The organism is Streptomyces sp. NRRL F-4489 (assembly GCF_001509485.1).
GTDB lineage: Bacteria > Actinomycetota > Actinomycetes > Streptomycetales > Streptomycetaceae > Streptomyces.
The window spans coordinates 1-16462 of sequence record NZ_LLZI01000255.1; the positions used below are offsets into that span (position 1 = coordinate 1).

The window sequence follows — 16462 nt, forward strand, 5'->3', positions numbered from 1 at the left end:
GACGTAAAGCGAAGCAGTCCGGCACACCCCCACCCCGCAGGCCCGGCACCGCTGCCGACCAGCCCCGCGCAGCGGACCCCATGCGCCGAAGGCGCAAGCAACAGGCACCCGCACGGCGGGACAGCCAACAACGTGGGAGGCAAACCAAGCGCAGCGAACCGGTTAAAACAGCCGCGAAACGGTGTAAATGCATAGCCCCGCCAACGCGCCCACCACCGTCCCGTTGATCCGAATGAACTGCAGATCCCGCCCGATATGGGCCTCGATCTTCCGCGAGGTGTGCTCCGCGTCCCAGCCGGCGACCGTATCGGTGATCAACGCGGTGATCTCACCGCGGTACGTGGTCACCACGTACCCCGCGGCACCTTCCAGCCACCCGTCGACCTTCCCGCGCAAGCGGCCATCGGCGGACAACCGCTCGCCGAGCGAGAGCAACGCCGCCCGCACCCGCCGCCGCAGCTCGCTGCGCTCGTCCTCGGCCGCCGCGACGATCATGCCGCGCACCGCGCCCCACGCGGAGGCGATGAGGTCCTGGACCTCGCCCCGTCCGAGGACCTCGGACTTCAGGCGCTCGACCTTGTCGCGGGTCGCGGGGTCGCTCCGCAGGTCCGCGGCGAAGTCGGTGAGGAAGCGGTCCACCGCGCCGCGCGCCGGGTGCCCCGGCATGTCCCGCATCTCGGTGACGAAGCGCAGCAGCTCCTTGTAGACGCGGTCGCCGACCTTGCGGTCGACGAAGCGGGGGGTCCAGCCGGGGGCGCCGCCGGAGACGGCGGCGACGACCGAGTCGCCGTGGTCGACGAGCCAGTCGTGGGCGCGGGCGCAGACCAGGTCGACGATCCGGGTGTGGCCGCCCTCGGAGACGACACGTTCGAGGAGGGAGCCGAGGCCGGGGGCGATCTCCGCGGTGTCGGCGCGGCGGGTGATGGCCTCGCCGACGACGGCCTGGACGTCGTCGTCCCGCAGGACGGTCAGCGCGCCGCGCAGCGCGGTGGACAGTTCGGCGGTGACGCGGTCGGCGTTGCGCGGGTCGGTGAGCCAGGCGCCGAGGCGGGCGCCGACGCCGACCGCGCGCAGGCGGCGGCGGACGACCTCGCCGGAGAGGAAGTTCTCCCCGACGAAGTCGCCGAGGCTCTGGCCGAGCTGGTCCTTCTTGGTGGGGATGATCGCGGTGTGCGGGATGGGCAGGCCCAGGGGGCGTTTGAACAGAGCGGTGACCGCGAACCAGTCGGCGAGCGCGCCGACCATGCCGGCCTCCGCGGCGGCCGCGACGTAGCCCGTCCAGGCGCCGGCGCCGGCCGCGCGGGCCCAGGTGGCGAGGGTGTAGACGGCGGCGACGGCGAGCAGCAGCCCGGTCGCCAGCGTCTTCATCCGGCGGACGCCCCTCCGCTTCTCCTCGTCGGCGGGGCTGGCGACGAAGCCGCCGGGGCCGGGCCCGCCCCCCGGCGCGGACGCCGGGCCCGCGGCCGCGGCCGGCGGCGCACCGGCCGTCCCCGGCGTCCGCGTCCGCGTCCGCTTCGCTGTCGTGCGTGCCATCCGCTCCACCGCTCCCACCGTCTCCCCCGCCTTCCGTACGCCGTACGGGCCCGCCGCCGGCGGTACGCCGTATGTGTCCCACAGTGCCCTACTCCCGGAACGCGCCACGAGTTCCCGGCGCGCGCCGTCCCCGGTGGCGGCCCGGGGCACCAGGCGCCCTACGGGGGGTCCGTGGGATCATGGAACACCGGTCCGGGCCGCGACGGCGCCGCCGCCGGGGCCCCGGCCGGGCGCCCGTGTCCGGCCACCCTCTGCCCGCCCGGAGCGTGCAGCTCCGCCAGCCCCAGGAGACGCCTCCCGCATGACCAGACGTGTGGGTTACACCCTGCTCGCCGGCCTGGTGGCAGTGGTGGTGCTGCTCTCGGCCGCGATATTCGTCGGTTTCGGCGGCGCCCGCGGCCCCTTGGGCCGGGCCCCGCGCGGGCCCCAGGCGCCGGCCGCGCCGGCGGTCTCCGGGCGGTGGGTCGGCACCTGGTCGGCGGCCGCCGCGTCGGCCGAGCCGGGCACCCAGGACGGCTACGGGGGCATGTCGATCCGCAACGTGGTGCACACCAGCGTCGGCGGGTCGAGCACGCGGATCCGGCTGTCGAATCTCTACGGGACGCGGCCGCTGGCGCTCAGCCATGTGTCGGTGGCGCTGGCGGCGGGCAGCGGCAGCCCGATCGCGGCGGCCGGGACGATGCGCCGGCTGTCGTTCGGCGGCCGGCCGTCGGTGACGATCCCGGCGGGCGGGGAGCTGACCAGCGACCCGGTGCGGCTGGCCGTCCCGGGCAACGCCGACCTGCTGATCACCACGTACTCCCCCGCGCCGTCCGGCCCGGCCACGTACCACCCCTACGCCCGGCAGACGTCCTATCTGGCGCGCGGGGACCACGCCGAGGACGCGGCCGGCACCGCCTACACCGAGCAGAGCCCGTACTGGCGCTATCTGACCGGGGTGGACGTGTGGAGCACCAAGGCGCGCGGCGCGGTGGTGGCGATCGGCGACTCGATCACCGACGGCATCACCTCCACCCCGGGCGCCAACCACCGCTGGACGGACTTCCTCGCCGCCCGGCTGCGCGAGGAGCCGGGCGCGCCCCGCTACGGCGTCCTGAACGCGGGCATCAGCGGGAACCGCCTGCTCACCGACTCCAGCCCGCTGGCGCCCACCAACGGGCCGAGCCTGCTGTCCCGTCTGGACCGCGACGCGCTGTCCCGTACGGGGGTGCGGGCGGTGGTGGTGGAGATCGGGGTGAACGACCTGTTCAAGGCGCCGCGCCAGCTGGATCCGGGCAAGGTGGTGGCGGGCATGCGGGAGGTCGTCCGCCGGGCGCACGCCCGGGGCCTGCGGGTCACCGGGAGCACCCTGACGCCGTTCGGCGGGCACCGCGGCTACTCGCGGCGGCTGAACGACGTCCGCGAGCAGGTCAACCGGCTGATCCGGTCCGGGACGGTCTACGACGACGTGGTGGACTTCGACAAGGCGCTGCGCGATCCGGCGCACCCGCTGCGGCTGCGTCCGGCGTACGACTCCGGGGACCATCTGCACCCCAGTGACGCCGGGTACCGGGCGATGGCCGACGCGGTGGACGTGGGCCGCCTCCGGCAGGCGGCGCCCGCCGCGCTCTGACGTACGGGGCGGTGGTCAGTCCAGCTCCCGGCGGCCGCGGCGCTCGTGCCGCAGCCGCCGCTTCTCCTCCTTGCGCTCGGCCTTCAGGCGCCGCCACTCCTCCTTGGGCAGTCTGCGCCGCACCTCGACGCCGCCCATCAGGGCCATCCCGGAGAGCGTGACGCGGGGCGCCCCGGGGTCGGCGGGGGTGGCGTCCTCCCCGGTGTCGAAGCTGCCCATCACGCCCGCGCCCCGGCTGACGACCTCGACGCCGGGCGGGACGATGACGGTGACGCCGCCGAGGACGGCCCAGATGGCGATCTCGACGTCCCGGGCGGCGAAGTCGGCGTCGCGCAGGTCGATTTCGCCGCCGCCCAGGCAGCACACCGCGGTGAAGCGGCGGCCGATCGTCCACCGCCCCTTGCGTTCGAAGCCGCTGAGGACGGCGATGCCTGTCGTCTCGCCGGGGGCGTCGTCGCGGATGCGGGCGGACCACGGGGTGGGCGCGCCGCCCGGTGCCGGGTCCTTGCGCAGGGAGAGCGCGGGCGCGGCGGGCGCGGCGGCCGGGAGGTCGGCGGTGAGCGGGGCCAGTTCGCCGTAGGTGCGGGCCCGGTAGGCGGCGTCGAGCCGTTCCTCGAACTCGCCCATGTCCAGGCGCCCTTCGGCGACGGCGTCCCGCAGGATGCCGGCGACCCGTTCGCGGTCGGCGTCGGAGGCGCGCAGCGTCGGCAGCCGTTCGTCAGTCATGGGGACAGACTAGGGAGTCGCGGGGGCTTCGTCGCCGGGTCGGGGGCGGGCACGGCCCGCGTAGAGGTCGGCGATCAGGGTCTCGATGTCCGGTTCGCGGATCGAGAGGTCCACCAGCGGGTAGCGGGCGGCGAGGTCGGCCACCAGGGGCGCGGCGCTCTGACCGGCCGGGAACGCCAGCCACTGCCGGGGGCCCTCGGTGCGGACGGTGCGCGTCCCGGGGACGTCGAGGGGCGGGAGCGCGCGGGCGAGGTCCACCACCAGGGTCCGTTCGCCGTCGGCGGCGGCGCGCAGTCCGGCCAGGCCGCCGTCGAAGACCAGCCGGCCGTGGTCGATGACCATCACCCGGCGGCACAGCTGCTCGATGTCGGTGAGGTCGTGGGTGGTGAGCAGGACGGTGGTGCCGCGCTCGGTGTTGATCTCGCGGAGGAACGCGCGGACGGTGGCTTTGCTGACGACGTCCAGGCCGATGGTGGGCTCGTCCAGGTACAGCACCTCGGGGTCGTGGAGCAGGGCGGCGGTGAGGTCGCCGCGCATCCGCTGGCCCAGGGAGAGCTGGCGGACGGGGACGTCCAGCAGCGGGCCGAGGCCGAGGAGTTCGGTGCAGCGCTCCAGGTTGGCGCGGAAGACGGCGGGCGGGATGCGGTACATCCGGCGCACCAGGTCGTAGGAGTCGGCGAGCGGCAGGTCCCACCAAAGGGTGGTGCGCTGGCCGAGGACCACGCCGATGCGGCGGGCGAGCCGGAGGCGGTCGCGGGACGGGTCGAGGCCGGCGACCCGGAGCCGGCCGCCGCTGGGGACGAGGATGCCGGTGAGCATCTTGACGGTGGTGGACTTGCCGGCGCCGTTGGGCCCGAGGTAGCCGACCATCTCGCCGCGCGGGACGGTGAAGGTGAGGCCGTCGACGGCGCGCACCTCGTGGCGGGCGCGGCGCAGCCGGCCGGCGCGGCGGCGGACGGTGAAGACCTTCTCGACGCCGTCCAGTTCGATGAGTGGTCCGGGGGTGGATTCGGCGGTCATACCGGCAATTCCCTTTGTGGAGGGGCGGGTTGGGGGGTCAGGTGCCCGTGCTGCGGTAGGCGCGGAGGCCGTGGCGCCAGGCGAGGGCGGCGAGCGCGGCCGCCAGGGCGGCCACGGCGGGCGACAGGAACGCCGTCCAGCCGGGCAGGCCGAGGGGGTAGGGGCGGCCCAGTACCCACAGAGCGGGCAGCCAGTTGACGAAGGCGAGCGGGACGAGGAAGGTGACGGCGCGGACGAGGTCCCGGGCGAAGACGGTGGGCGGGTAGCGGAGCAGGGCGGTGCCGCCGTAGGTCAGGGAGTTCTGGAGTTCGGCGGCGTCCTGGGCCCAGAACTGGAAGGCCGCGCCGGCGGTGAACACCGCCCCGAAGATCACCGCGCCGCACACCGCCATCAGCGGCACCATCAGGACCCGGCCGGGCGTCCAGTCCACGTCCAGGCTCCCCAGCGACCACCCCAGCACCAGCAGCCCCTGGACGGCGCGGCCCAGGCGGCGCGGCGCGAACCGGTCGGCGGCCAGCTGCGCCCACACCGGCGCGGGGCGCAGCAGCAGGGTGTCCAGGGTCCCGTCGCGGATCCGGGCGCCCAGCCGCTCCAGGCTGCCGACCAGCAGGTCCGCGAGCCCGAGGGCGAGCGAGCAGGTGCCGTAGAGGAAGGCGACCTCGGGGAGGGAGTAGCCGCCGAGCGCGGGGACGTGCGCGAACATCATCCGGATCGCGAGGAAGTCCAGGCCGCTGGCGGCGAAGTTGCCGAGCGTCATCAGCGCGAACGAGGCGCGGTACGCGAGCGCGGAGCGGGTCCACATCCGGGCGAGCAGCCCGTAGCCGGAGAGCCCGTACCGCAGCGCGTCCAGCCGGGCGCCGGGGTGCCGGTCAGCCACCGTGGACCACCGCCTTGCGGGTGGCGGCCGCCTGCACCAGCCGGCCCAGGGCCAGCAGGGCCGCCGCCCAGGCCGCCTGGAAGGCCAGGCCGCGCAGCAGGGCGCCGCCGCTCCGGGCGCCGGTCAGCACATCGGCGGGCACCTGGAGCAGCGCCGCCCACGGCAGCAGCTGGGCGAGGTCGGCGAGGCCGCCGGGGAAGACCCGCAGCGGCAGCAGCATCCCGGAGAAGAACAGCCCGGCCAGCGCGCTGACCATGGCCGGTCCGGAGCTGTCCAGCAGCCAGAAACCGGACAGCGCGACGAGGTAGCGCAGCGCGAAACCGACCACCGCGCCCAGCATCGCGGACAGGACGAACCAGCCCCAGGTGAGCGGGGAATCGGGCAGTGCGAGGGGGAAGGCCAGCGCGCCCACCGCCAGCGGGACCGCCCCGCGGCCGATCAGCTGGAGCGCGGCCCGGCCGAGGTCGGCGGCGAGCCACCACAGCTGGAGGTCGGCGGGCCGGTGCAGGTCCACCGCGATATCGCCGCTGCGGATCCGCTCCTGGAGCTCGGCCACCCCGCCGACCCCGACCTGCGCGGCGGCCAGCAGCGCCTGCCCGGCCCAGACGAAGGTCAGCGCCTGCGCCGGCCCGTAGCCGCCCAGGTGCGGGCGCTGCTGCCACAGGGCGGTGTACGCGGAGGCGAGGAGGAAGCCGAAGACGGTGTTGGTGACGAGGCCGGCGGCGGTGGCGGCGCGGTAGGTGGCGTACCGCCGGAAGCTGCCGGCCGCCACGGCGACGTACCACACCCCGCGGTCCCCCCGTTCTTGGCCGGTCCGTCCGGCCGGAGCGGACGGCGAGGTTCCGGAGCCTAAGCGGCGCCCGGGGCGGGCACCATCGATTTATCACTCGTCCGGGTGAGGCAGGGGCGCCATTCAGCCGGTGACCGGGCGGACGCGGGTGTGCGGCACCCGGGCGGCCGGGCGCATCGGTGCGAAAGTTGCCTCCCGGGTGTCCGCCGCCTGCCCGGCGCAGCACGGGAACGACCGCACACCCGCACCGCACACCGCACGGGCCGCACCCCGGTGCGGGGCAGGTCCGGGCCCGACCCGACACGACACCGCTCCGCCGCGGTCCTCCGGCGGCGGCCGAGGAGTCCACAGACATGAGCGACGACGCGCACGACGACGCGGCCGGCGGCCAGGGCACCGACTCCCGCCGCCGGCGCACCGGTTGGCGCCGCCTGCTGCCGACCTGGCGGATGCTGGCGGGCACCACCCTGCTCTTCCTGCTGCTGGTGGTGGGCGGGCTGATCGCCGGCTACCTCCTCGTCGGCATCCCGCCCGCCAACAGCGCGGCGAAGGCGCAGAGCAACGTCTACCTCTACTCCGACGGCACCGAACTGGCCCGCGACGGCGACGTCAACCGCGAGAACGTCACCCTCGCGCAGGTGCCGCGGACCGTGCAGCGGGCCGTACTGGCCGCCGAGGACCGGGACTTCTACTCCGAGTCGGCGGTCGACCCGGCCGCGATGCTGCGGGCGGCCTGGAACACCGTCACCGGCAAGGGCAAGCAGTCCGGTTCCACCATCACCCAGCAGTACGTCAAGAACTACTACCTCGGCCAGGAGCAGACCCTCACCCGCAAGGCGAAGGAGTTCTTCATCGCCCTGAAGCTGGACCGCGAGGCGAGCAAGGACGAGATCCTGGAGGGCTACCTCAACACCAGCTACTACGGCCGCAACGCGTACGGCATCCAGGCCGCCGCCCAGGCGTACTACGGCAAGAACGCCGGCCGGCTGACCACCGCCGAGGGCGCCTACCTCGCCGCGCTGCTCAACGCCCCCAGCGCGTACGACATCACCGCGCACCCCGAGAACCGGCCGCGGGCGGTGGCGCGCTGGAACTACGTCCTGGACGGGATGGTCAAGCAGAAGTGGCTCGGCCGCGCCGAGCGGGCCGCGATGGCCTTCCCCGAGCTGGTCCGGGCCCGCACCTCGGCCGGGCTGTCCGGGCAGCGCGGCTACCTCGTCGAGGCGGTCAACGGCTACCTCACCGGGCACGGCGTCCTCGACGAGGACACCCTGCGGGCCGGCGGCTACCGCATCACCACCACCATCGACCGCCGCCGGCAGAACGCGCTGGTCAAGGCCGTCCGCACCCGGCTGATGGACCGGCTCGACGGCAGCCGCCCGGTCGACGGCTACGTCCGGGCCGGCGGCGCCTCCATCGAGCCCGACACCGGCCGGGTCGTCGCGCTCTACGGGGGCATCGACTACGCCCGGCAGTACGTCAACAGCGCCACCCGCCGCGACTACCAGGCCGGCTCCACCTTCAAGCCGATCGTGCTCGCCGCCGCGGTGCAGAACAACTCCGTCACCCAGGACGGCACCCCGATCACCCCGAACACCGTCTACGACGGCACCAGCAAGCGGATGACGATCAGCCGCGGCCGGCCCACCGGCTTCGCGCCCGGCAACGAGGACGACCGGTCCTACGGGCAGATCACCGTCGCCGAGGCCACCGACAAATCCGTCAACGCGGTCTACGCCCAGATGGGTATCGACGTCGGGCCGCGGCTGGTCAAGGACACCGCCGTCGCCCTCGGCATCCCGGCGAAGACCCCGGGCCTGGCCTCCGCGCAGGGCGCGATCTCGCTGGGCACCGCCACGCCGAGCGTGCTGGACATGGCCCAGGTGTACGCGACGCTCGCGCACCACGGGCGGCAGCTGCCGTACACGCTGGTCGACAAGGTGACCCGGGCCGGGGAGGAGAGCGAGCTGCCGGAGCGCGAGGAGAGCGCGGCCCTCGGGCGGGCCGCCGCCGACACCACCACCCAGGTGCTGCGCGGGGTGGTCGACGGCGGCACCGGCACCGCCGCGCAGGGCGCCGGGCGGCCGGCGGCCGGGAAGACCGGCACCGCGGAGGACGACAAGGCGGCGTGGTTCGCGGGCTACACCCCGGAGCTGGCGACCGTCGTCGCCATCCTGGGCCAGCATCCGGACACCGCCCACCAGGAGCCGCTGTACGGGGCGGCCGGCTACGCGCGGCTCAACGGCGGCGACATCCCGGCGCAGATCTGGGCCGACTACACCGCCGCGGCGCTCGCCGGGCGCCCGGTGCGCGACTTCGACCTCCAGGTCCAGGAGGGCGCCGAGCCGAGCGCTTCGGCCGACGCGTCGGCGAGCGACTCGGAGTCGCCGAGCGCCTCCTCGTCCTCGCCCGGCGGCCCGTCCGGCAGCACCGGGCCCAGCGACTCCGGGGAGCCGACCGCGACCGGCGCGCCCACCGGGCCGACCGGGGGGCCGACACCGCCTCCGGTGCCCACCGGGGGGCCGACGACCGCCGCGCCGACCGAGGAGTTCCCGACCGTGGGGCCGCTCGGCGAGGAGCTGGAGCGGCGCTGGGGCGGCTGACGGGCCGCGGCCGGGGGCGCCCCGGCCGCGGCCCCCGGGCTCAGTGCCCGGACGTCGCCTTCAGGCCGACGACCGCGACCAGCAGCAGGCAGATGAAGAAGATCCGCGCCGCGGTGGCCGGTTCGCCGAGGACGAACATGCCGACCACGGCGGCGCCGGCCGCGCCGATGCCGACCCAGACGCCGTAGGCGGTGCCGATGGGGAGGGTGCGGGCCGCGTAGGACAGCAGCACCATGCTGGCGACGATGCCCGCGCCGGTGCCGAGGCTCGGCCACAGCCGGGTGAAGCCATCGGTGAACTTCATTCCGATCGACCAGCCGACCTCGAGCAGACCGGCGACCACGAGCAGGATCCATGCCATGACGGCACCTCCGTGAAAGGACTCTTCAACAGGGGTGCGTCGTCTTGTCCTGACCCGGTACGGCGCGTCTCGTCGGGTATCCCCGAGGCTAGCAAAAAGGCTCCCCGGGGGCGGTGACACCGATCACCACCCCCGGGGAGCCCGGGTCCTACGGGGTCCTACAGGTACAGGCCGGTGGCGTCGTCCGCGCCCTCCAGGCGCTCGGCGGCCACCGCGTGCAGATCGCGTTCGCGCATCAGCACGTACGCCACCCCGCGCACCTCGACCTCGGCCCGGTCCTCGGGGTCGTACAGCACCCGGTCGCCCACCTCGACGGTCCGTACGTTCTGCCCCACCGCGACGACCTCGGCCCAGGCCAGGCGGCGGCCGACCGCCGCGGTCGCGGGGATGACGATGCCGCCGGACGAGCGGCGCTCGCCCTCGGGGATGTCCGTCCGGACCAGCACGCGGTCGTGCAGCATCCGGATCGGCAGCTTGTCGTGGGTGTCCTTGGTGTTATTCGGGCTCACGGCATGACCGTACCTGCCCGGCGGCGGCGCGGGCGCACCGCGGGCCGGAAACCGGGGCCGCGGGGCCCGGCGGGCCCTACTTGTGCCGCTTCTTCGACCCCAGCACCAGCAGGCCGATCACGGCGGCGCCGACCATGGCCACCGGGATGATCCGCTCCAGCCGGGGCGCGCCGTCCTCGGCGACGAGCTGGCCGCGCACGTCGGAGACCAGGCGGTTGACGGTCACATAGGCCCGCCCGGCCGTGCGGTCCACCGCGGCCGCCGCCTTCGCCTTGGCGTCGTCCATGATCGTCTTCGGGTGCAGCCGGACGCCGATCTCGTCGAGCGTCACGGCGAGATCCTGCCGCCTGCGGACGATGTCCGCCTCGATCTGGGCAGGGGTCCTGGCTTCCGACACCGCGCCGCCTCCGTCATCTCGTGCCGATGCGTCCGGGCCCGGACCCGTTACCCGGACCCGCCCCGTACGGAACCGGCCACCCGATCATGTGCCGATTCGTGAAGGACAGTCTGTCAGCTCGCACCCGCGGGCGCCCCGCGGCACCCCCGTTTCGCGCCGCCGCGGCGCCCCCTGGGGCGGGCGGCCGGCGGCCGGGGCGTCCCGCTGGCCTAATCTCGGGGGCGTACCGACCCACCGCCCGACCCGCAAGGAGACCGACCCGCCATGAGTGAGCGACTCCAGCCCGGCGACACCGCCCCCGCCTTCACGCTCCCCGACGCCGACGGCGAGCAGGTCTCGCTCGCCGACCGCAAGGGACGCAAGGTCATCGTCTATTTCTACCCGGCGGCGCTGACCCCCGGCTGCACCAAGCAGGCGTGCGACTTCACCGACAACCTCGACTTCCTGGCCGGCCACGGCTACGACGTCATCGGCATCTCCCCGGACAAGCCGGAGAAGCTCGCGAAGTTCCGCGAGAAGGAGGACCTGAAGGTCACGCTGCTCGGCGACCCCGACAAGGAGGTGCTGACCGCGTACGGCGCCTACGGCGAGAAGAAGCTCTACGGCAAGACCGTCACCGGCGTGATCCGCTCCACCGTCATCGTCGGCGAGGACGGCACGGTCGAGCGGGCGCTGTACAACGTCAAGGCCACCGGCCACGTCGCCAAGATCATCAAGGATCTCGGGCTGTAAGGTCCGCGTCCCGGAGCGCCCCGGGGCGGCGGCCCGGGGCGCTACGGCGCGCTCGCCGCCGCCTCCGGGACGGTCACCACCGCCCGCTCCGGCAGCTCCAGCACGGCCTCGGCGCCGCCGCCCTCGGCGGTGCCGAACTCCAGCCGCGCGCCGAGCACCTCCGCCTGCCCGGCCGCGATCGTCAGCCCCAGCCCGTGGCCCGTACCGCGCTCCGGCGCCGCCGTACGGAACCGCCGCGGCCCCTCCGCGCGCAGATCCGCCGGATACCCCGGCCCGTGGTCCCGCACCACGATCCGGGCCCCGGACACCACCACCTCGATCGGCGGCTCGCCGTGCTTGGCGGCGTTGGCCAGGAGGTTCACCAGGACCCGCTCCACCCGGCGCCGGTCGGTCTCCACGATCCGCGGCTCGCCCTCGACCGCCACCGACACCGCCAGGTCGTCCACCCCGCGCTGCCGCGCCGCGCGGACGACGATGCCGCGCACCAGCGACGGCAGCTCGCAGGCGTCCAGATCGGCCCGCTCCACCCCGGCGTCCAGCCGGGAGACCTCCAGCAGGTCCTCCACCAAGCGCCGCATCGCCTGCGCCCGGTCCCGCACCAGCTCCACCGCGCGCGGCTCCGGCAGCAGCTCCGCGGCCGCCACCAGCCCCGCCACCGGCGTCCGCAGCTCGTGCGCCACATCGGCGGTGAACTCCCGCTCGGCCTCCACCCGCGCCGCCAGCGACGTCGCCATGTGGTGGACGCTGCGGCCCAGTTCGGCCACCTCGTCCCGGCCGTCGCCGGCCAGCGCGTCCGCGTCCGGCGGCTCACCCGCCGCGATCCGCCGCGCCGCCGCCGCGCTCAGCCGCAGCCGCCGCGACAGCCGCTGCGCCACGAACCACGACACCACCGCCATCAGCACCACCGTGCCGCACCCGGCGATCAGCAGCGCCCGGTCCAGCGCCACCTGCGCCGGATCGTCGTCCGGATACGCCGCCGACACCGACAGCGAACGCGCCGGCCGGTCACCGTCCCCGCCGACCCCGGTCGCCGCCCACACCCGCGGGTCCTCGCCGCCGCTGAGGTACGTCCCGGAGCGGTTGTGGAACACCGCCGCGCGCAGCGGCGACGGCAGCGTCGCGTCGTCCAGCTGCGCGCCCAGCGCCAGCGTCCCGTCCCGCTCGTAGATCTGCAGCGCCGAGCTGAGCCGCTCGTCCTGATACGCCCGGGCCGACCGCTCCCGCTCGGCGTCCGCGATGTGGTGCACGGCGAACCCGAGCACCACCACGGCCAGCGCCGTCATACCCGAAATGGCCAGGGCGATCCGGCCTCGAATGCCCATCACGCGAGGTTGTACATCTCCGTCGTGTCACCGAGCGGCGTCGAGCCCTCGTAGGTCACCTCCAGGCCCGTGAAGGCGCGCGCGCCGTCGACCTCCTTGGCGCCGTAGAGCCGGAACGTCGCGCGGTACCCGGCGTCCGTCCCCACCCCCGCGGCGGTCTTCTCGACCTGGACCACGCCGCGGCCCTCGGCCTCGTCGGCGTCGTAGCGGTCCCAGGTGATGCCGGTCGCCACCATCCCGGCGTCCGCGCAGGTCAGCGTGATCACCCGGGGCCGGATCTCCGGCTCCCCGATCCCGCAGTCCCGGACGCCGGGCAGGCCCGCCGTCGGCTGCCCGTCGGACTTCACGTCCTGGACGGCGGCGGTCTTGGGCGCGGTGTCCACCGCCGACGCGCGGTCCGACGCCTGGCTGAACCACACCCCGCCGGCCGCCAGCGCGGTCACCACGAGGAAGGCCACCAGAGCGGTCCGCCCGCGCCTGAAGCGGGCCCCGTCGCGGTCGGTCATCACACACTCCTCCCGGGGCGCCGTCGCCCCGTCCAACCCCACCAGCAAACACGACCGCCGCGGCGGCTTGGCACCGGCCCCGGCCCGTTCCGGCCGCCGTGCCCGGTCCCGGGCGGCGGCCGCCGCCTCCTGCGGCGAATCGGCACCGTTCGCGCGACCTGCGGCCAAAAGGTGCGGTTTCGCCACCGACACTCTCCTCTCCCCCCGACACAGACCCGTTGCCCGAATGCTGCGGTGACCGCTCGGCTTTGTACCAGTCCTGTAACAAGCCCTCGCCGTACGGCAACCCCGCGCCGCTCTGACGTGCACCGTTCGGGAAAGGGCCGGCGTGACCTACCTCGCGTTCGCCGCGCACCGGGTTTCGACCCGGCCCGAAACGCGCAGGCGCACCCGTCGTAGCACCCACACCCCGGCCGCGCACCCGAACCGCGCGACCGACCGAACGGGAGGACCGCCGCGTGCCGCACCTCGGTACCGAAGACAGCCACTGGGCGCCCGAGCCGGACCCGGCCGCACGCAGACGCCACTGGACACTCTTCCGCGCCATCGACCGGCGCCGGAACCCGCCGCTGCGCCGCACCGACATCACGGTCACCGACGAACCGACCGTGCGGCGCGCCGTGAAGGCCGCGGCCCTGGGCAACGCCATGGAGTGGTTCGACTTCGGTATCTACAGCTATCTGGCCGTCACCATCGGCAAGGTCTTCTTCCCCAGCGGGAGTTCGACCACCAGTCTGCTGTCCTCCTTCGCGACCTTCGCCGTGGCGTTCCTCGTACGGCCCCTGGGCGGCGCCTACTTCGGGCCGCTCGGCGACCGCATCGGCCGCAAGAAGGTCCTCGCCCTCACCATGATCATGATGGCGCTGGGCACCCTCTGCATCGGCCTGATCCCGTCCTACGCGGCCATCGGCATGTGGTCGCCGGCCCTGCTCATCCTCTTCCGCCTCGTCCAGGGCTTCTCCACCGGCGGCGAGTACGGCGGCGCCTCCACCTTCATCGCCGAGTACGCGCCCGACAAGAAGCGCGGCTTCTTCGGCAGCTTCCTGGAGATGGGCACCCTGCTCGGCTACACCGGCGCCGCCGGGATCGTGCTGCTGCTGAACACCGCCGTGGGCCCGGACGCGATGCTGTCCTGGGGCTGGCGGATCCCGTTCCTCGTCGCCGGTCCGCTCGGCCTGGTCGGCCTCTACCTGCGGCTGAAGCTGGACGAGACCCCGGCCTTCCAGAAGTTCGAGGCGGCCCAGGGCAACGGCGCCGCGGAGGCCGCCGTCCCGGCCGAGGACGACTCCTCGCACCTCTCCGCCAACGCCCCGGGCAAGAAGCTGGGCGAGATCCTCACCCACCACTGGCCCGCGCTCATCCTCTGCATCGCCCTGGTCGGCGCGTACAACATCACCGACTACATGCTGCTGTCGTACATGCCGACCTACCTCACCGACACCCTCAAGTACAGCGAGTCCCACGGCCTCCTGGTCCTGCTGGCCACCATGGTCGTCCTGATGTGCCTGCTGCCCACCGTCGGCCGGCTCAACGACCGCTACGGCCGCAAGCCGCTGCTGATGTCCGGCATGCTCGGCTTCCTGCTGCTGGCCGCCCCCGCCTTCCTCCTCGTCAAACAGGGCTCGCTGCTCGCCGTTTCCGCCGGTATGGCCCTCCTCGGCCTCTCCCTCCTCTGCCTCCTGGGCACCATGTCCGCGGCCCTCCCCGCGCTCTTCCCGACCAGCGTCCGCTACGGCTCCCTCTCCATCGGCTACAACCTCGCCGTCTCCCTCTTCGGCGGCACCACCCCGCTGGTCATCACCGCCCTGATGGACGCCTTCGGCGACAACGTCATGGTCCCGGCCTACTACACGATGGCCGCCGCCCTCGTCGGCGTCATCGCCGTGGCCGCCATGAAGGAAACCGCCCAGCAGCCCCTCGACGGCTCCCCGCCCTCGGTAGCCACCAAGGAAGAAGCCGTCGCCCTGATCGCCTCCCGCACCCAGGAACCGCGGTTCTGACGGGGGCGGCGCTCCCCACGGCCGGTGGCCGGCCGGGGCGTTCGGCCACCGGCACGGGGTCGGGCCATCCACTGACGGGCGCGGAAGGCGACCCAGTAGAGTTGGCGCGGCGGGCCCGTACCCCAGCTGGCCAGAGGGCGCCGGTTTAGGTCCGGTGTGTCGTGGGTTCGAGTCCCACCGGGCCCACCCGCGCGAACGGCCTCCCCTGCGTGCAGGGGAGGCCGTTCGCGGTGTGTGCGGTGCGTACGGTGCGTTGTCAGCCCAGCAGTTCGCGGACGAGGGGGGCCAGGGCGCGGAAGGCTTTGCCGCGGTGGCTGATGGCGTTCTTCTCGGCCGGGGTGAGTTCGGCGCAGGTGCGGGTTTCGCCGAGGGGCTGGAGGATCGGGTCGTAGCCGAAGCCGCCGGTGCCGGCGGGGGTGCGGCGCAGGACGCCCTTCAGGGTGCCCTCGACGACGCGTTCGGTGCCGTCGGGGAGGGCGAGGGCGGCGGCGCAGGCGAAGTGGGCGGCGCGGTGCGGGGCGTCGATGTCGGAGAGCTGGGCCAGCAGGAGGTCGAGGTTGGCCCGGTCGTCGCCGTGCCGGCCGGCCCAGCGGGCCGAGAAGATGCCGGGCGCGCCGCCGAGGACGTCGACGCAGAGGCCGGAGTCGTCGGCGACGGCCGGGTGGCCGGTGGCCCGGGCGAGGGCGTGGGCCTTCAGCAGGGCGTTCTCGGCGAAGGTGACGCCGGTCTCCTTGACGTCGGGGACGTCGGGGTAGGCGTCGGCCCCGACCAGTTCGACATCGAGGTCGGCCGCGTCGAGGATCGCGCGCAGCTCGGCGAGCTTGCCGTTGTTGCGGGTGGCGAGGACGAGGCGGCGCGGGGCCGCGGGACGTTCACCGGTGTGGGACTCCATGGGAGCCGATTATTCCTTGTCCCCCGGGGTGCACTGGGCGGTGATCCGGCTCGTCGCGTCGGCGAGGGGTTTGAGGTTGGGGGCCTTGTTCGCGTCGATGTCCCGGCGGGCGTCCTTGATGCCCTGGTTCATGGCGTCGACGGCCTTGGACAGCTCGGGGTCGTGGGCGGACTTGCTGAGCTGCTGGAGCTTGGTGTCGAGGTCGTCGAGGGCCTTGTTGGTCTCCTGGGGGTCGTCCAGGGCGTGGCCGGCGGCCTTCTGGAGCTTGTCGACACCGTCGACGACCGCGGTGGCGGTCTTGGCGCAATCCATCGCCTTCTGCACGGCGCTGCACGCGGAGAGCGCGGGTATCGCGAGGGCGGCGGCGGCTAACGCGGTGAGCGCGGTGGCGGTGCGGCGGCGCAGGCGCGGTCGGGGGCCGGGGCGGTGCATGGGCGTTCCTTCCCTTGGGGCGTACGGCGGGCGCGGGGGCCGGCGGGGCGTGCGGGAGCGGCCCGGCGGGCTCGCACGGAAGGAAACGCAGGGTGGGGAGGAGGGGTTGCCCGGTGGGCGGGGGCGGGGGCGAAGATCGGCCAGGGGCCG

The 16462-nt window shown here is 74.3% G+C and carries 16 protein-coding genes, 1 tRNA gene and 1 riboswitch; of the genes, 5 read left to right on the forward strand and 12 right to left on the reverse strand.

The window, feature by feature from the left end; translation table 11 throughout:
- Positions 1–162: 162 nt before the first annotated feature.
- Positions 163–1533, reverse strand: a complete 1371-nt coding sequence (locus ADL22_RS26210; protein ID WP_079064435.1) for a DUF445 domain-containing protein — start codon at positions 1531–1533, stop codon at positions 163–165.
- Between the two features lie 301 nt (positions 1534–1834).
- Here ADL22_RS26210 and ADL22_RS26215 point away from each other — a divergent pair, with 301 nt between their 5' ends.
- Positions 1835–3145 carry an SGNH/GDSL hydrolase family protein gene (locus ADL22_RS26215; protein WP_066984775.1) on the forward strand — a complete coding sequence of 437 codons (1311 nt, stop codon included), beginning with the start codon at positions 1835–1837 and terminating at the stop codon, positions 3143–3145.
- Positions 3146–3160: 15 nt separating this feature from the next.
- Here ADL22_RS26215 and ADL22_RS26220 read toward each other — a convergent pair whose 3' ends face one another.
- The 4 genes from ADL22_RS26220 to ADL22_RS26235 are packed head-to-tail and all read right to left on the reverse strand — an operon-like array spanning position 3161 to position 6555.
- Entirely contained in the window at positions 3161–3871 is a 711-nt protein-coding gene (locus ADL22_RS26220; protein WP_066984776.1) for a DUF1707 SHOCT-like domain-containing protein, read from the reverse strand.
- Positions 3872–3880: 9 nt separating this feature from the next.
- Complete coding sequence (locus ADL22_RS26225; protein WP_066984778.1) at positions 3881–4891, reverse strand: ABC transporter ATP-binding protein; 1011 nt, start codon at positions 4889–4891, stop codon at positions 3881–3883.
- A 37-nt stretch (positions 4892–4928) separates the two neighbouring features.
- On the reverse strand, positions 4929–5768 hold the full coding sequence (locus ADL22_RS26230) for an ABC transporter permease (protein ID WP_066984780.1): 840 nt from the start codon (positions 5766–5768) through the stop codon (positions 4929–4931).
- On the reverse strand, positions 5761–6555 hold the full coding sequence (locus ADL22_RS26235) for an ABC transporter permease (RefSeq protein ID WP_066984783.1): 795 nt from the start codon (positions 6553–6555) through the stop codon (positions 5761–5763). The genes ADL22_RS26230 and ADL22_RS26235 overlap by 8 nt, the downstream gene beginning before the upstream one ends.
- Positions 6556–6911: 356 nt before the next feature.
- On the opposite strand from ADL22_RS26235, the gene ADL22_RS26240 reads away from it, so the two are divergent.
- On the forward strand, positions 6912–9161 hold the full coding sequence (locus ADL22_RS26240) for a transglycosylase domain-containing protein (protein WP_066984786.1): 2250 nt from the start codon (positions 6912–6914) through the stop codon (positions 9159–9161).
- A gap of 40 nt (positions 9162–9201) precedes the next feature.
- On the opposite strand, the gene ADL22_RS26245 is transcribed toward ADL22_RS26240, so the two are convergent.
- From ADL22_RS26245 to ADL22_RS26255, 3 genes are all read right to left on the reverse strand, one after another.
- Positions 9202–9522: a DMT family transporter gene (locus tag ADL22_RS26245; protein WP_066984789.1), complete on the reverse strand. Its 321-nt coding sequence runs from the start codon at positions 9520–9522 to the stop codon at positions 9202–9204.
- A gap of 33 nt (positions 9523–9555) precedes the next feature.
- Positions 9556–9615: riboswitch (guanidine-III (ykkC-III) riboswitch) on the reverse strand.
- A 65-nt stretch (positions 9616–9680) separates the two neighbouring features.
- The gene (locus ADL22_RS26250; protein ID WP_051798423.1) at positions 9681–9983 is read right to left on the reverse strand and encodes a GroES family chaperonin; all 303 of its coding nucleotides are present in this window, start codon (positions 9981–9983) and stop codon (positions 9681–9683) included.
- Positions 9984–10107: 124 nt separating this feature from the next.
- Entirely contained in the window at positions 10108–10428 is a 321-nt protein-coding gene (locus ADL22_RS26255; protein ID WP_066984796.1) for a DUF3618 domain-containing protein, read from the reverse strand.
- 264 nt (positions 10429–10692) lie between these two features.
- On the opposite strand from ADL22_RS26255, the gene bcp reads away from it, so the two are divergent.
- A complete protein-coding gene (gene bcp / locus ADL22_RS26260; RefSeq protein WP_066984799.1) occupies positions 10693–11160 on the forward strand; it encodes a thioredoxin-dependent thiol peroxidase in 468 nt (155 codons plus the stop codon).
- Between the two features lie 41 nt (positions 11161–11201).
- On the opposite strand, the gene ADL22_RS26265 is transcribed toward bcp, so the two are convergent.
- Both ADL22_RS26265 and ADL22_RS26270 read right to left on the reverse strand, forming a co-directional pair.
- Complete coding sequence (locus tag ADL22_RS26265) at positions 11202–12482, reverse strand: sensor histidine kinase (RefSeq protein ID WP_066984801.1); 1281 nt, start codon at positions 12480–12482, stop codon at positions 11202–11204.
- Complete coding sequence (locus tag ADL22_RS26270; RefSeq protein ID WP_066984804.1) at positions 12482–12988, reverse strand: hypothetical protein; 507 nt, start codon at positions 12986–12988, stop codon at positions 12482–12484. The genes ADL22_RS26265 and ADL22_RS26270 overlap by 1 nt, the downstream gene beginning before the upstream one ends.
- A 458-nt stretch (positions 12989–13446) precedes the next feature.
- On the opposite strand from ADL22_RS26270, the gene ADL22_RS26275 reads away from it, so the two are divergent.
- Positions 13447–14988, forward strand: a complete 1542-nt coding sequence (locus ADL22_RS26275; RefSeq protein ID WP_066984806.1) for an MFS transporter — start codon at positions 13447–13449, stop codon at positions 14986–14988.
- A 111-nt stretch (positions 14989–15099) separates the two neighbouring features.
- Positions 15100–15174: transfer RNA gene (locus ADL22_RS26280), tRNA-Leu, on the forward strand.
- Positions 15175–15244: 70 nt separating this feature from the next.
- On the opposite strand, the gene rdgB is transcribed toward ADL22_RS26280, so the two are convergent.
- Together rdgB and ADL22_RS26290 are read right to left on the reverse strand one after the other, a co-directional pair.
- Entirely contained in the window at positions 15245–15880 is a 636-nt protein-coding gene (gene rdgB, locus ADL22_RS26285) for an RdgB/HAM1 family non-canonical purine NTP pyrophosphatase (RefSeq protein WP_066984808.1), read from the reverse strand.
- 9 nt (positions 15881–15889) lie between these two features.
- A complete protein-coding gene (locus tag ADL22_RS26290) occupies positions 15890–16312 on the reverse strand; it encodes a hypothetical protein (protein WP_066984811.1) in 423 nt (140 codons plus the stop codon).
- Positions 16313–16462: the final 150 nt, after the last annotated feature.

Excerpts from the sequence above, each read along its gene's own strand:
- bcp (WP_066984799.1), top strand. The coding sequence starts at position 10,693 with ATGAGTGAGCGACTCCAGCCCGGCGACACCGCCCCCGCCTTCACGCTC.
- ADL22_RS26225 (WP_066984778.1), bottom strand. The coding sequence starts at position 4,891 with ATGACCGCCGAATCCACCCCCGGACCACTCATCGAACTGGACGGCGTC.
- ADL22_RS26240 (WP_066984786.1), top strand. The coding sequence starts at position 6,912 with ATGAGCGACGACGCGCACGACGACGCGGCCGGCGGCCAGGGCACCGAC.
- ADL22_RS26265 (WP_066984801.1), bottom strand. The coding sequence starts at position 12,482 with ATGGGCATTCGAGGCCGGATCGCCCTGGCCATTTCGGGTATGACGGCG.
- ADL22_RS26270 (WP_066984804.1), bottom strand. The coding sequence starts at position 12,988 with ATGACCGACCGCGACGGGGCCCGCTTCAGGCGCGGGCGGACCGCTCTG.
- ADL22_RS26250 (WP_051798423.1), bottom strand. The coding sequence starts at position 9,983 with ATGCTGCACGACCGCGTGCTGGTCCGGACGGACATCCCCGAGGGCGAG.
- rdgB (WP_066984808.1), bottom strand. The coding sequence starts at position 15,880 with ATGGAGTCCCACACCGGTGAACGTCCCGCGGCCCCGCGCCGCCTCGTC.
- ADL22_RS26245 (WP_066984789.1), bottom strand. The coding sequence starts at position 9,522 with ATGGCATGGATCCTGCTCGTGGTCGCCGGTCTGCTCGAGGTCGGCTGG.
- ADL22_RS26210 (WP_079064435.1), bottom strand. The coding sequence starts at position 1,533 with ATGGCACGCACGACAGCGAAGCGGACGCGGACGCGGACGCCGGGGACG.
- ADL22_RS26215 (WP_066984775.1), top strand. The coding sequence starts at position 1,835 with ATGACCAGACGTGTGGGTTACACCCTGCTCGCCGGCCTGGTGGCAGTG.
- ADL22_RS26290 (WP_066984811.1), bottom strand. The coding sequence starts at position 16,312 with ATGCACCGCCCCGGCCCCCGACCGCGCCTGCGCCGCCGCACCGCCACC.
- ADL22_RS26220 (WP_066984776.1), bottom strand. The coding sequence starts at position 3,871 with ATGACTGACGAACGGCTGCCGACGCTGCGCGCCTCCGACGCCGACCGC.